At 66.2% G+C, this 14,259-nt stretch carries 12 protein-coding genes; 11 read left to right on the forward strand and 1 reads right to left on the reverse strand.

Annotated elements, in window-relative coordinates; all coding sequences use genetic code 11:
* Nucleotides 1–59 precede the first annotated feature (59 nt).
* The 6 genes from NMG10_RS08895 to NMG10_RS08920 all read left to right on the forward strand — a co-directional run bounded on the left by NMG10_RS08895 (nucleotide 60) and on the right by NMG10_RS08920 (nucleotide 5,594).
* Nucleotides 60–500: an NUDIX hydrolase gene (locus NMG10_RS08895; RefSeq protein WP_203652212.1), complete on the forward strand. Its 441-nt coding sequence runs from the start codon at nucleotides 60–62 to the stop codon at nucleotides 498–500.
* 59 nt (nucleotides 501–559) lie between these two features.
* Complete coding sequence (mnmA, locus tag NMG10_RS08900; RefSeq protein ID WP_050706366.1) at nucleotides 560–1,684, forward strand: tRNA 2-thiouridine(34) synthase MnmA; 1,125 nt, start codon at nucleotides 560–562, stop codon at nucleotides 1,682–1,684.
* Nucleotides 1,681–2,307 (forward strand): high frequency lysogenization protein HflD, encoded by a 627-nt coding sequence (gene hflD / locus NMG10_RS08905; RefSeq protein ID WP_203652209.1) that lies wholly within the window; start codon nucleotides 1,681–1,683, stop codon nucleotides 2,305–2,307. Before mnmA ends, hflD begins: the two co-directional genes overlap by 4 nt.
* Nucleotides 2,308–2,548: 241 nt before the next feature.
* Nucleotides 2,549–3,919: an adenylosuccinate lyase gene (gene purB / locus NMG10_RS08910; RefSeq protein ID WP_062359667.1), complete on the forward strand. Its 1,371-nt coding sequence runs from the start codon at nucleotides 2,549–2,551 to the stop codon at nucleotides 3,917–3,919.
* Between the two features lie 81 nt (nucleotides 3,920–4,000).
* Nucleotides 4,001–5,167 carry a cupin domain-containing protein gene (locus tag NMG10_RS08915; protein WP_232855652.1) on the forward strand — a complete coding sequence of 389 codons (1,167 nt, stop codon included), beginning with the start codon at nucleotides 4,001–4,003 and terminating at the stop codon, nucleotides 5,165–5,167.
* Nucleotides 5,160–5,594 (forward strand): GNAT family N-acetyltransferase, encoded by a 435-nt coding sequence (locus tag NMG10_RS08920; RefSeq protein WP_050706370.1) that lies wholly within the window; start codon nucleotides 5,160–5,162, stop codon nucleotides 5,592–5,594. Before NMG10_RS08915 ends, NMG10_RS08920 begins: the two co-directional genes overlap by 8 nt.
* Before the next feature lie 159 nt (nucleotides 5,595–5,753).
* On the opposite strand, the gene NMG10_RS08925 is transcribed toward NMG10_RS08920, so the two are convergent.
* The gene (locus NMG10_RS08925; protein WP_254464199.1) at nucleotides 5,754–7,604 is read right to left on the reverse strand and encodes a polyurethanase; all 1,851 of its coding nucleotides are present in this window, start codon (nucleotides 7,602–7,604) and stop codon (nucleotides 5,754–5,756) included.
* 236 nt (nucleotides 7,605–7,840) lie between these two features.
* Here NMG10_RS08925 and NMG10_RS08930 point away from each other — a divergent pair, with 236 nt between their 5' ends.
* The 5 genes from NMG10_RS08930 (at nucleotide 7,841) to NMG10_RS08950 (ending at nucleotide 14,090) form a co-directional block, all read left to right on the forward strand.
* Nucleotides 7,841–9,787, forward strand: a complete 1,947-nt coding sequence (locus tag NMG10_RS08930; protein ID WP_254464200.1) for a DNA topoisomerase III — start codon at nucleotides 7,841–7,843, stop codon at nucleotides 9,785–9,787.
* 156 nt (nucleotides 9,788–9,943) lie between these two features.
* Entirely contained in the window at nucleotides 9,944–11,233 is a 1,290-nt protein-coding gene (locus tag NMG10_RS08935; protein WP_254464201.1) for an FAD-binding oxidoreductase, read from the forward strand.
* The gene (locus tag NMG10_RS08940; RefSeq protein ID WP_254464202.1) at nucleotides 11,226–11,786 is read left to right on the forward strand and encodes a helix-turn-helix domain-containing protein; all 561 of its coding nucleotides are present in this window, start codon (nucleotides 11,226–11,228) and stop codon (nucleotides 11,784–11,786) included. The genes NMG10_RS08935 and NMG10_RS08940 overlap by 8 nt, the downstream gene beginning before the upstream one ends.
* A gap of 10 nt (nucleotides 11,787–11,796) precedes the next feature.
* Nucleotides 11,797–13,149 carry a glutamine synthetase family protein gene (locus NMG10_RS08945; RefSeq protein ID WP_254464203.1) on the forward strand — a complete coding sequence of 451 codons (1,353 nt, stop codon included), beginning with the start codon at nucleotides 11,797–11,799 and terminating at the stop codon, nucleotides 13,147–13,149.
* Nucleotides 13,150–13,316: 167 nt separating this feature from the next.
* Nucleotides 13,317–14,090, forward strand: coding sequence for a TSUP family transporter (locus tag NMG10_RS08950; protein ID WP_203652198.1), 774 nt, complete (start codon nucleotides 13,317–13,319; stop codon nucleotides 14,088–14,090).
* Nucleotides 14,091–14,259: the final 169 nt, after the last annotated feature.

Consider the following 14,259-nt stretch of genomic DNA (forward strand, 5'->3'; position numbering starts at 1 on the left):
GGCCCATTCGCGGCACAAGGCCGCTCCTACAAGGCCCGCGCCTACCATAGGAATCGCACATGACCTGGCAACCCCACATCACCGTCGCCACCATCGTCGAACACGACGGCAAGTTCCTCTTCGTCGAGGAATTCAAGGCCGGCCAGCACGTATTCAATCAACCCGCCGGCCACCTCGAAGCCAACGAAACCATCACCCAGGCGGCCCTGCGCGAAACCCTCGAGGAAACCGCCTGGGAGGTCGAGCTCACCGGCGTGGTCGGCATCTACCTCTATACCGCCCCGAGCAACGGCGTCACCTACCAGCGCATCTGCTTCGCCGCCCGCCCCGTGCGCCATCATGCCGACCTGGCGTTGGACAGCGACATTGTCCGCGCCGTGTGGCTGACCCGCGACGAACTGCTGGCCGAGCCGTCGCGCTGGCGCAGCGAGCTGGTACCGCGCTGCCTCGACGACTACCTCGCAGGCCCGCTGCATAGCCTCGATCTGCTGCGCGACTGACGCCAGCCCGCGGGTTTGATAGAATCGGCGTTTTTCCCCTCTGATACACACCGGTAGCCATGACCAGCCCAGCACTCAAAGACCCCGCCAAGACCCGCGTCATCGTCGGCATGTCCGGCGGCGTGGACTCTTCCGTCTCCGCCCTTCTGCTCATCGAGCAGGGCTACCAGGTGGAAGGTCTGTTCATGAAGAACTGGGAAGAGGACGACGGCACCGAATACTGCACCGCCCGCGAAGACCTGGCCGACGCCCAGGCCGTGTGCGACCGCATCGGCATCAAGCTGCACACCGCCAACTTCGCCGCCGAATACTGGGACAACGTGTTCGAGCACTTCCTCGAGGAGTACAAGGCCGGCCGCACGCCCAACCCGGACATCCTCTGCAACCGCGAGATCAAGTTCAAGGCGTTCCTCGACTACGCCCTGTCCCTGGGCGCCGACCTGATCGCCACCGGCCACTATGTGCGCCGCCGCGACACAGGCGAGCTGACCGAGCTGCTCAAGGGCCTGGACCCGAACAAGGACCAGAGCTACTTCCTGCACGCCGTCGGCGGCAAGGAAATCGCCCGCACCCTGTTCCCGGTCGGCGAGCTGGAAAAGCCCGAGGTGCGCGCCATCGCCGAGAAACACGGCCTGGCCACCGCCAAGAAGAAGGACTCCACCGGTATCTGCTTCATCGGCGAGCGCCGCTTCAGCGATTTCCTCAAGCAGTACCTGCCGGCCCAACCCGGCGAGATCCAGACCACCGAAGGTGAAGTGATCGGCCAGCACCATGGCCTGATGTACCACACCATAGGCCAGCGCCAGGGCCTGGGCATCGGTGGCCTGAAAGACGCCGGCGACGAGCCGTGGTACGTGCTGGAGAAAGACCTCTCGCGCAACGTGCTGGTGGTCGGCCAGGGCAACGAGCACCCGTGGCTGTTCTCCCGCGCCCTGCTGGCCTCGGAGATCTTCTGGGTCAACCCGATCGACCTGTCCAGCCCGCGCCGCCTGACCGCCAAGGTGCGCTACCGCCAGGGCGACCAGCAATGCACCCTGGAACGCACCGAAAGCGGCTACCGTGCCGTGTTCGACGAGCCGCAGCGCGCCGTCACCCCGGGTCAGTCGGTGGTATTCTATGACGGCGAGGTGTGCCTGGGCGGCGGCGTGATCGAGATCGCCGAGCCATGGAGCCCGCGCCGATGAACAACCTCCAGGAGCAGTTGATCGCCCTGGGCGGCGTGTTCCAGGCCGCGGTGCTGGTCGACCGCATCGCCCGCACCGGCCAGGCCAGCGAAGCCAATATCGGCTGCATGCTCGGCAGCCTGCTGGTGCGCGACCCGAAGGACACCCTGGAGGTATTCGGCGGCGACGACCTCAACCTGCGCGACGGCTACCGCGCGCTGGTCGGCGCCCTGGAGCGCGACCCCAGCAGCCTGCAGCGCGAACCGCTGCGCTATGCCCTGTCGATGCTGGGCCTGGAGCGCCAGTTGAACAAGCGTGGCGACCTGCTCGACACCATCGGCAACCGCCTGCCGCAGATCCAGTCCCAGGCCGAGCATTTCGGCCTGGTTCATGAAAACGTCATCGCTTCCAGCGGAGCCTTGTATCAGGACACCCTGAGCACCTTGCGCCAGCGTATCCAGGTGCACGGCGACATGCGTTTCCTGCAGCAGGCCAGCAATGCCTCGAAGATCCGCGCCCTGCTGCTGGCCGGCATCCGTGCCGCGCGCCTGTGGCGACAGCTGGGCGGACACCGCTGGCAACTGGTGTTCAGCCGCCGCAAGTTGCTCAATGAACTGTACGGGATGATGCGTACCGCTGATTGAAACTGCGCCCTGTGTAGGAGCGGCCTTGTGCCGCGAAAGGGCTGCGCAGCAGCCCCGGCAATCTGTGCCGGGGCGAAGGTTCTGGGGCCGCTGCGCGCCCCTTTCGCGGCACAAGGCCGCTCCTACACAGGGTATTGCGACATGATTCACAGGCCCGACCTTTGGTCAGCCACCCGACTCGGGCGCGTTTTTCATGTATGATATGCGCCCTTCCAAAAGCCTGACTGTCCGAGAACACCCCATGCAGCTCTCCTCGCTCACTGCGGTTTCCCCTGTAGACGGCCGTTATGCCGGCAAAACCCAGGCCCTGCGCCCCATCTTCAGCGAATTCGGCCTGATCCGTTTCCGCGCCCTGGTCGAAGTACGCTGGCTGCAGCGCCTGGCCGCCCACCCGCAGATCGGCGAAGTGCCGGCGTTCTCCGCCGAAGCCAACGCCGTGCTGGACAGCCTGGCCACCGATTTCAAGCTCGAGCACGCCGAACGCGTCAAGGAAATCGAGCGCACCACCAACCACGACGTCAAGGCCATCGAGTACCTGCTCAAGGAGCAAGCGGCTCAACTGCCTGAGCTGGCCAAGGTCAGCGAGTTCATCCACTTCGCCTGCACCAGCGAGGACATCAACAACCTGTCCCACGCCCTGATGCTGCGCGCCGGCCGTGACGACGTGCTGCTGCCGCTGATGCGCCAGATCGCCGAATCCATCCGCGCCCTGGCCCACGCCCACGCCGACGTGCCGATGCTGTCGCGCACCCACGGCCAGCCGGCCTCGCCGACCACCCTGGGCAAAGAGCTGGCCAACGTCGTCTACCGCCTGGAGCGCCAGATCGCCCAGGTGGCCGCCGTGCCGCTGCTGGGCAAGATCAACGGCGCCGTGGGCAACTACAACGCCCACCTGTCGGCCTACTCGCAGATCGACTGGGAAGCCAATGCCCGCGCCTTCATCGAGGACGAGCTGGGCCTGGTGTTCAACCCCTACACCACCCAGATCGAGCCGCACGACTACATCGCCGAGCTGTTCGACGCCATCGCCCGCTTCAACACCATCCTCATCGACTTCGACCGTGACGTCTGGGGCTATATCTCGCTGGGCTACTTCAAGCAGAAGACCGTCGCCGGCGAAATCGGCTCCTCGACCATGCCGCACAAGGTCAACCCGATCGACTTCGAGAACTCCGAAGGCAACCTGGGGATCGCCAACGCACTGTTCCAGCACCTGGCCAGCAAGCTGCCGATCTCGCGCTGGCAGCGCGACCTGACCGACTCCACCGTGCTGCGCAACCTGGGCGTGGGCTTCGCCCACAGCGTCATCGCCTATGAAGCCAGCCTGAAGGGCATCGGCAAGCTGGAAGTCAACGCCGCCCGCATCGCCGCCGACCTGGACGCCTGCTGGGAAGTCCTGGCCGAGCCGATCCAGACCGTGATGCGCCGCTTCAACATCGAGAACCCCTACGAGAAGCTCAAGGAGCTGACCCGTGGCAAGGGCATCACCCCTGAAGCGCTGCTGACCTTCATCGACGGCCTGGACATGCCGGCCGAAGCCAAGGCCGAGCTCAAGCAACTGACTCCTGCCACCTACATCGGCAACGCGGTAGCCCAGGCCAAACGCATCTGACCTGTGCCCCGCGCCTAACGCCCGGCCTGGCCGGGCGTTTTTATTCCCGTACGAAAACCAAGTTTTTTCAATAGGTTGAACATGAATTCTGATACTCCACTGCAACTGTTGGGCGGCCTTACGGCCCGTGAATTCCTGCGCGACTACTGGCAGAAGAAGCCACTGCTGGTGCGTCAGGCCTTCCCCGACTTCGTCAGCCCCATCGACGCCGACGAGTTGGCCGGCCTGGCCCTGGAAGAAGAAGTCGAGTCGCGCCTGGTGCTAGAGCACGGCGAGCGCCCGTGGGAGCTGCGCCGCGGCCCGTTCGCCGAGGACGCCTTCGCCGACCTGCCCGAGCGCGACTGGACCCTGCTGGTGCAGGCGGTTGACCAGTTCGTGCCGGAAGTCGCCGAGCTGCTCGAAGAGTTCCGTTTCCTGCCCAGCTGGCGCATCGACGATGTGATGATCAGCTACGCGGCGCCCGGCGGCAGCGTCGGCCCGCACTTCGACAACTACGACGTGTTCCTGCTGCAGGGCGACGGCACGCGCAACTGGAAAGTCGGGCAGATGTGCAACAGCGACAGCGCGCTGATCGACCACGCTGACCTGCGCATCCTGGCCGACTTCGAGCAGAGCGAGGAGTGGACCCTGGAGCCGGGCGACATGCTCTACCTGCCGCCGCGCCTGGCCCACTACGGCGTTGCCGAGAGCGAGTGCCTGACCTACTCCGTGGGCTTCCGCGCCCCGAGCGCCGCCGAAGTGCTGACCCACTTCACCGACTTCCTCGGCCAGTTCCTGCCCGATGAGGAGCGCTACAGCGACGCCGACGCCCAGCCGGTCAGCGACCCGCACCAGATCCAGCATGATGCCCTCGACCGCCTCAAGGCGCTGATCGACAAGCACATGGCCGACAAGGACCTGCTGCTGACATGGTTCGGCCAGTTCATGACCGAGCCGCGTTATCCCGAGCAGGTTGTCGGTGAAGAGCTGAGCGAGCAGGACCTGATCAACTATCTCGAACAGGGCGCCGTGCTGATCCGCAACCCAAGCGCACGCATGGCCTGGTCCGAGCTCAACGACGACCTGATGCTGTTCGCCAGCGGGCGCAGTTGCCCGCTGCCAGCCAAACTGCGCGAACTGCTTAAGCTGGTGTGCGCCGCCGATGCCTTGCACATCGACAACCTTGGCCAGTGGCTGCAGGACGAAGACGGTCTGATGCTGGTACAACAGCTGGTCATGCAAGGCAGCCTGGGATTCGCCGATGAATAAGATCAGTGTTCGACTGGCCGACTGGCACAAGGACAACGCCGACATCCACCGCATCCGCAGCGCCGTGTTCGTCGCCGAGCAGCACGTGCCGCCGGAGCTGGAATTCGACGCAGAAGACCCGACCGCCGTGCACTTCCTGGCCATGGAGGGCGACTACCCGATCGGTACCGCCCGCCTGCTGCCCGACGGCACGATTGGCCGGGTCTCGGTGCTCAAGGACTGGCGCGGCCTGAACGTGGGCGACGCGCTGATGCGCGCGGTGATCGTCGAGGCGCAGAACCGCGACCTCAAGCAGCAGATGCTCAGCGCCCAGGTACACGCCACGCCGTTCTACGAGCGCCTGGGGTTCCGCGTGGTCAGCGAGGAGTTCCTCGAGGCCGGCATCCCGCACGTGGACATGGTTCGCGACTCGCGCGAGATGGCCTGAGCCACCAGGTTGGCTGCCTACTCTTTGTAGGAGCGGCCTTGTGCCGCGAAAGGGCTGCATAGCAGCCCCAGGATTTCAGCGTTGGCGCAAAGATCGCCGGGGCCGCTATGCGGCCCTTTCGCGGCACAAGGCCGCTCCTACAGGGTTACGCCCGCCCCCTCAGGCAATCACGATCTGCCCATCCCCCACCCCCTGAGCAGAGATCCCCACCAGCGTCACGCTGTCCCCGCCGAACTTCAGCACCAGGTCATCGCCAACCTGGCTGGCATGGGCACGCCAGTCCGGCGTCGCCGTACCACCATCCACACCGATGAACACCAGCCGGTCCTGCCCGGTGAAGTCCAGCACCCGGTCCTGGCCGAAATGCTCACTGAACAGGAAGGTGTCGCGCCCCGCGCCGCCAATGAGCACATCGTTGCCCGCGCCACCCACCAGCACGTCATTGCCGGCGCCGCCCTGCAGCCGATCGTCACCGCCCAGGCCGAACAACCATTGGCCCTGATTGCCCGCCACCAGCTGATCGCCGGCCTGGGTACCATTGAGCGAGGACGCATAGGGCGTGACCTTGCCGCTCTCGAACAGACCTTGCGCCGCCACCCCGTGGCTGACCTCCTTGCTGAAGATCAGCAGGCTCGACTCCTTGCTCACCAGGTTCTCGACATTGCGCACCAGGCTGATGCCGCCCTGGCCATCGCGCACGTACAGCGTGCCCTCGCCGTCCCGGGCGATGCTCAGGTTGGCCAGGGCGTCCTGCAGCTTCAGGGTGTCATGACCGGCGCCGCCATCGATCAGGTTGAAGCCGCCGTCATCGCGGAAGGTGTCGTTGCCGGCCCGCCCTTCGAGGTAGTCGTTGCCGCGCCCGCCATGGATCAGATCGTCCTGCTCTGAGCCGATGATGAAGGTGCTGCCCTTGTGCGGCTCGGCATTGCGGTTGAGGTCCTCGACCCAGGTCGAGCCACGGGTGACATCGGACAGGTTGCTGACCACGATGGTCGAGTCGCGGCTGGTCCATTGATAGAACGACGAGCCCAGCACCCGGCCAAGGCCATCGGCATAGGCCGTCGGCAGGTGCGACAGCCAGGTGGCGATGTTGCCGATGGAGAACGGCAGCAGGTTCCAGGCGTCGGAGGCATAGTGGTCGTTGAAGTTGACGATGTTGTTGGTGGCCGAGGCCTTGGCACCATCGTGCACGCCCAGGGTACCCCAGGTCGCCGAGGTGCCGTCGAGCACGCGGAACACCGGATCGTTCTCATAGCCGATATTGAGCACCTTGCTGGCATCGGCGGCCTGGGTCGGCGAGGCGAAGGCGACGTAGCGCGCATCCTGGTAGAAACCGCCCCAGCGCGAGCCGCTCAGGTCGGCCAGGCTGTTGACCGCCAGGCCGCCGAGGCTGTGACCACTGACGGTAACATCGGCGCCACTCAGACCGTTGGCCTTGGCAAAGGCCGCCACATCGGCAAGCAACTTGCCAAAGGCGTTGCCGGCGTAATCACGGGCATAGCCAGCCGGGCCGATCGCCGCCAGCAGGTCGTTGATGGCATCGCCGATGGTGTCGCCCAGCAGGTTCTCGCGCGGCCCGCTGGTGCCGCGGAAGGCGATGCCGATGCCGCTGAGCTGGCCGGCGGCATCGTAGCGGCCGAGGATTTCCACCTGCGCCGAGGTGTAGCCCGGCGCTTCGCCGTGGAAGGTGCCACGGCCGTCGGTCTTGCCCTGGTAGCCCAGCTGCGCCGCGCTGATCGGCGTCCAGCCGGCGGCCTTGACCTGGGCCAGGGCGCGGGCTTCGGAGTCGGGGTTCCAGGGGATGCCGGGGATCACGCCCTGGCTGTCGGTGCCGCCGATCAGCGCCTTGACCAGGGTGGCCGGCAGGCCCAGACCGAAGCCGTACTTCTGGTAGCCGGCGCTGAAGCCATCGTCGATACCATGGTAGGCATAGGTGGCCAGGGCCATGGCATCTTTGTAGAGCGCGGAAGAGGCAGTGCTGTCGAGCTGTCGGTAATCGAAAACGGGCATTGGTTTACATCCCTGTTGTTATTGTAGGAAGGACACCCCAGCGACATCGTCCAGTGACACGACTGGCGGGCGAAAGGCAAAGCTGGCACGCATTTGCCGACTCGTCCAACCCCAAGGGGTGGCTACCCTGCCAAACATGCGGGCGAAAAACCTGTACATGCATACAGATAAAGCTTGCCTGCACGCCCTGGCTTGCGCATCCTAGTGCCCATCTTCCGCGATCAAGCGTTTCGGCCATGCGCCTCTTCCTCTGCGAAAAACCCTCCCAGGCAAAAGACATCGCCAAGGTCCTCGGCGCCCAGCGTCGTGGCGACGGCTGCTGGCAAGGAACCGATGTCTGCGTGACCTGGTGCATCGGCCACCTGCTCGAGACCGCCCCGCCGGACAGCTACGACGAGCGCTACAAGCGCTGGGCCCTCGAGGACCTGCCGATCATCCCGGAGAAGTGGAAGATGACGGTCAAGCCCAAAACCGCCAGCCAGTACAAGGCAGTCAAGCGTCTGCTCGGCGAGGCCCGCGAGCTGGTGATCGCCACCGACGCCGACCGCGAGGGCGAGATGATCGCCCGGGAGCTGGTCGAGCATTGCCGCTACCGGGGACCGATCCAGCGCCTGTGGCTGTCGGCACTGGACGACGCCTCGATCCGCAAGGCACTCGGCCGCCTGCTGCCGGGCCAGGAGACCTTCAGCCTGTACCATTCGGCCCTTGGCCGCTCACGCGCCGACTGGCTGATCGGCATGAACATGAGCCGCCTGTTCACCCTGCTCGGCCGCCAGTCCGGCTACCAGGGCGTGCTGCCGGTGGGACGGGTGCAGACACCGACGCTGCGCCTGGTGGTGGACCGCGACCGCAGCATCGCCGACTTCGTGCCGGTGCCCTTCTGGGCCATCGAGGTGCAGCTGGAAAGCGCCGGCAGCGTGTTCAACGCCCAGTGGCGTGCGCCGGAAGACGCCTGCGACGACCAGGGCCGCTGCCTGAAGCAGGACCTGGCCCAGCAGGCCGCCGCCGACATGCAGGCGGCCGCCAGCGCCCGGGTGCGCAAGATCGCCACCGAACGAGTACGCGAGGCGGCTCCCCTGCCCTTCGACCTCGGCACCCTGCAGGAAGTGTGCTCGAAGAAGCTCGGCCTCGGCGCCCAGGAGACCCTGGATATCGCCCAGGCCCTGTACGAAACCCACAAGCTCATCACCTACCCACGCAGCGACAGCGGCTACCTGCCCCTCAGCCAGCACGGCGAGGCTGCCGGTATCCTCGCCGCCCTGCAACGGGCCGACAACAGCCTCGCGCCGCTGCGGGCGCACCTGGATCCAGGTCGCCGCTCGCGGGCGTGGAACGACCAGAAGGTCAGCGCCCACCACGGTATCATCCCCACCGCCGCCGCCAGCGACCCGGCGCGCCTGCCGCCCAAGTACAAGGCGGTGTATACCCTGATCCGCGCCCGCTACCTGGCGCAGTTCCTGCCCAACCACGAGTACGACCGCACCCAGGCCGAGTTCGATTGCGCCGGCCATGCGCTGCGGGCGGTGGGCAAGCAGATCGTCGAGCCGGGCTGGCGCCGGGCGCTGCCCGAGGCACTGACCCCGGCCAAGGGCCGCGAGGCGCCACCGGCCCAAGTGCTGCCAGCGCTGCGCGAAGGCCAGGACTGCGCAGTGCGGGACCTGCAGCTGAAAGACCTGTGGACCCAGCCACCCAAGCCCTTCACCGAAGGCGACCTGATCAAGGCAATGAAGAACGTCGCCAAACTGGTCGACGACCCTCGACTTAAACAGAAGCTCAAGGAAACCACCGGCATCGGCACCGAGGCCACCCGCGCCAGCATCATCCAGGGCCTGCTCGACCGTGGCTATCTGGTCAAGAACGGCAAGGCCCTGTCGGCCACGCCCGCCGCCTTCAGCCTGATCGACGCCGTGCCTCGGGCCATCGCCGACCCTGGCACCACGGCGATCTGGGAACAGGCGCTGGACATGGTGCAGAGCGGCGAGATGAGCCTGGACGAGTTCGTCACCCGCCAGTCGGCCTGGATGGGCAAGCTGGTGCAACGCTGCAGCGGCCTGCGCCTGACCATCAGCGGGCCGGCAGCGGGCAAGGCGGCGGCGCCGTGGAAGAAGAAGCGCAAGGGTGCTGCCAAGGGCAAGACAGTAGCCGGCAAGCCTCGGCAGCCGCGGCGCAAGGCAGCGACCTAGCGCGTTCCAATCGCGGGGCAAGCCCGCTCCCACGCCTGTTTGTATTCGGCGCGTGGGAGCGGGCTTGCCTCGCGATGGCGCCATCTACTGGCGCAATGAAAATCCTCTGCTATTTTTTCATGAAAATAATCATAAAAAATTTCACGAGGCCCCGGCATGTTCAAGCAATCCGCCCAGCACGTCGCCAGCTACTACGCCCGCACCTACCCCGCCACCATCCCCCTGCGCCCCACCCTGCAGGGCGCCCATGACACCGACATCCTGATCGTCGGTGCCGGTTTCAGCGGCCTGCACACGGCCCTGCGCCTGACACTGGCCGGCCAGCGCGTGACCCTGCTGGAAGCCAGCCGGGTGGCCTGGGCCGCCTCGGGCCGCAACGGTGGCCAGGCACTGCTGGGCTGGTCGTGCGACATGCCCCCACTTGAGCGAGCCCTGGGCCTGGAGCGCAGCCGACGCCTGTGGGACAGCATGTGCTGGGCCGCCCGCGAGCTGCGCGAACTGCCCCAGCGTCATGGCTTCGATGTCGACTATCACCTGGGCAGCCTGTGGACCGCCGTGCTGCCGCGCCGGGTAAAACTGCTGGAGGCGGCCCGACGCGAAGCACAGGAGAAGTTCGGCTACGACTGCCTGCGCCTGATCGGCCGCGACGAACTGCCCGAGTGGATCGACAGCCCCCGTTACCAGGCCGCGCTGTACGACCCCAATGGCGCCCACCTCAACCCGCTGAAGCTGGCCCAGGGCCTGGCTAGCGTGATCGAGGCGAACGGCGGGCGGATCTACGAGCAGAGCCAGGTGCTCGACTACCACGAACACGCCAACGGCTTCGTCGCCCGCACCGAACAGGGCGAAGTGCGCAGTCGCGTACTGGTGCTGGCCTGCAATGCCTATATCGACCGCCTCGACCGCACGCTCTCGCGCCGGCTACTGCCGGTGGGCTCCTACCAGGTGGCCACGGCCCCCCTGGATGCCGAGTTCGCCGCCTCGCTGCTGCCGCGCAACAGCTGCGTGATCGACAACCAGTTCGTTCCCGACTACTTCCGCCTGACGCCCGACCACCGCCTGCTGTTCGGCGGCGGCTGCACCTACCTGGGCGGCATCCCCAAGGACGTCGCCAGCGCCACCCGGCCCTATCTGGAGCGGGTGTTCCCACAGCTGCGCGGGGTGGCCATCGAACATGCCTGGGGCGGCCACATCGACTGCAGCATCCAGCGCACCCCGGATATCGGCCGTCAGGGCCAACGCTACTGGCTGCAAGGATTCTCCGGCCACGGCGTGCTGCCGACCCTGGCCGGCGCACGCGCCGTCAGTGACGCGATTCTGGGTGACGACGACCTGCTCGCGCTTTATCAGGGCATCGAAAATGGCCGCTTCCCCGGCGGCGACCTGCTGGCCGCGCCGCTGGAAGCGGCCGCCAAGGCCTGGTACAGGATGCGCGACCATGTCTGAACCGATCGACGACAACCAGAGCCTGGCGCGGCTGGTACGCGACCTGCGCAAGCACCGCGGGCTGACCCTGGACGAGCTGGCCGGTCGGGTCAAGCGCTCGCTGGGTTTTCTCTCGCAGGTCGAGCGCGGCCTGTCACGCCCCACGGTGGCCGACCTCACCGCCATCAGCGAGGCGCTGCAGGTCCCCACCACCTACTTCTACCAGGCCGTGCCGCCCCGGGCGATCGACTGGGTCACCCGTCCCGGTGAGCGGCGCACCCTGTACTACGCCGCCGGGGTCACCGACGTGCTGGTCTCACCGACCCTCACCGGCCGCTTCGCCATGCTCGAAAGCCACCTGGCGCCCGGCGCCAGCAGTGGCGAAGGGCATCTGGATGACAGCTCGGAACAGGGCGGTTTCGTTCTCGAGGGCGAGCTGACCCTGTGGCTCGAAGGCCAGGAGGATGCGATCACCCTGTACCCCAACGACAGCTTCCAGCTGCCGCCCCACAGCCAGTTCCGTTACGCCAACCTGACCGCCCGAACGACCCGGGTTCTCTGGGTCTTCCGTTGAGAGCATGCCAATGACAAGTACAACAGGCTTCCCCGATCTGCTCAGCGAAGTACGCGCCTTCCGCGTCCAACACCCGCAGGTGCGCTACGTCGACCTGCTCAGCCTGGACATCCCTGGGCACTTCTACGGCAAGCGCTATCCCATCGACATGCTGGAAAAGGTAGCCGCCGGCAGCCCGCTCAAGCTGCCGCAGAACTGCGTGCTGCTCGGCGTGCAGGGCGGGCTGTTCCCCATCGGCGACTACTGCTTCAACGACGGCGACCCGGACGCCCCGCGCCGCCTGGTACCCGGCACGCTGAAACCGGTGAGCTGGGAGCGTGAGCCGCTGGGGCAGATGTTGATCACCTCGGACGGCACCGCGGCGCCTATCGAATTCGAGCCCCGCGAGGTGCTGGCCCGTGTCCTGCAACGCCTGGAGCGCCGGGGCATCCGCCCGGTGGTGGCGTTCGAACTGGAGTTCTACCTGTTCGACCGGGCGCTGAAAGACGGCCTGCCGCAGTTCCCCCGCGACCCGGCCAGTGGCGATGCCGACGACCAGCCGAACATGCATATCGAGCGCCTGTCACGCTTTTCCGATGTGCTGCGCGAAATGGTCGAGACCGCCAACGCCCAGGGAGTGGACGCCAATGTCATCACCGCCGAGCTGGGCCCTGGCCAGTTCGAGATCAATTTCGGCCACTGCGACGACGGCCTGCGCGCCGCCGACTGGGCGGCGCTGTTCTGCCGCAGCACCCGTGGCGTGGCGCTCAAGCATGGGCTGCGTGCCTCGTTCATGAGCAAACCCTACCTGCACGCGCCGGGCAGCGGCATGCATGTGCATGTCAGCCTCTACGACCCGGCCGGCAACAACCTGCTCGCCGCCGACGCCCAGCGCCCACTGCGCCACGCTGTGGCCGGCTGCCTGGCGCTGCTGCCGCACTGCATGCCGGTGTTCGCCGCCAACCACAACGCGTTTCGTCGCTACGGCGCCATGGTCAACGCCGCCAGCCGCGCAAGCTGGGGCTTCGAGGACCGCGACGCGTGCATCCGCATTCCCGAGTCGGATCCGCGCAACCTGCGGATCGAGCACCGGCTGGCCGGGGCGGATGCCAATCCGTACCTGGTGCTGGCGGCGATCCTCTGTGGGATGGAGCATGGGCTGGACACCGCGCAGGAGCCGATTGCACCGCTGAACGAGGATCGTGGCAGCGGGATCGACTTTCCCAAGGACATGCTCGGCGCGGTGGCGGCGATGCGCGGGCATCCGGCCGTCAACGAAGGGTTGGGTGCGGAATTCGTGATGGTCTATTGCGAGAACAAGCGCCAGGACCATCTGGCGTTCCTGCAGGAGGTCAGTGCGCGGGAATATCGCTGGTTCCTGTGACATCCATCGCGGGGCAAGCCCGCTCCCACGCAACGATCCCGAACTGGCGTGGGAGCGGGCTTGCCCCGCGATGAGGCCGGCACTGGCAACCCCTACCGTCCGGGATTACCATGTGCCCCCTCTAGCGCGGCCTTTTGCCGCACCCACCCCCTCGCCAGCCAAACTCCATGCCCTTCGAACTCACCGTAGAACCGCTCACCCTGCTGATCCTCGCCCTGGTCGCCTTCGTCGCTGGCTTCATCGACGCCATTGCCGGCGGCGGTGGCCTGCTGACCACTCCCGCGCTGCTCACCGCCGGCATGCCGCCGCACCTGGTGCTGGGCACCAACAAGCTCAGCTCGACCTTCGGCGCCGCCACCGCCAGCATCACCTATTATCGGCGCAAGCTGTTCCATCCGGCGCAGTGGCGCCTGGCGATCGTCGGCACCTTGGTGGGCGCGCTGATCGGCGCGGTGGTGGCCCACTACATGCCCGCCGAATGGCTGAACAAGATGTTGCCGGTGATCGTCTTCGCCTGTGGCGTCTACCTGCTGTTCGGCGGCACGCCCAAGGCGCCTCTGGACGCCGAGGCGCCGATCAGGAAGAAGTGGCAGTTCCCGCAAGGTTTTACCCTGGGCTTCTATGACGGCGTCGCCGGGCCGGGCACCGGTGCCTTCTGGACCGTTAGCACATTGCTGCTCTACCCGATCGACCTGGTTCGCGCCAGTGGCGTGGCGCGCAGCATGAACTTTGTCAGCAATATCGCGGCGCTTACGGTGTTCATCATTTCCGGGCAGGTGGATTACATCGTTGGGCTGTGCATGGGGGTGTCGGTGATGGTCGGGGCGTTCTTTGGGGCGCGTACGGCGATCAGCGGGGGGAGCAAGTTTATTCGGCCGGTGTTTATTGCCGTGGTGTTGGCGTTGACTGTGCGGTTGGCTTGGCAGCATTGGTTTGGGTAGGGGTCGGGCTTGGACTCTGGTGAGCGTTTTGATTTTTGTAAGCACATTCGTAGAAGATATCGACATTTAGTCACCTTTCCGCCTTTACGGCGGCCTACTTTTCTCTTGGGAAAAGTAGGCAAAACCGTTCCGCTCCGTTCATCCGGCCCCTACGCTGCGCTCCGGGGTC

This window comes from Pseudomonas sp. DVZ6 (assembly GCF_024259445.1).
In the GTDB taxonomy this organism is placed as follows: domain Bacteria; phylum Pseudomonadota; class Gammaproteobacteria; order Pseudomonadales; family Pseudomonadaceae; genus Aquipseudomonas; species Aquipseudomonas peradeniyensis.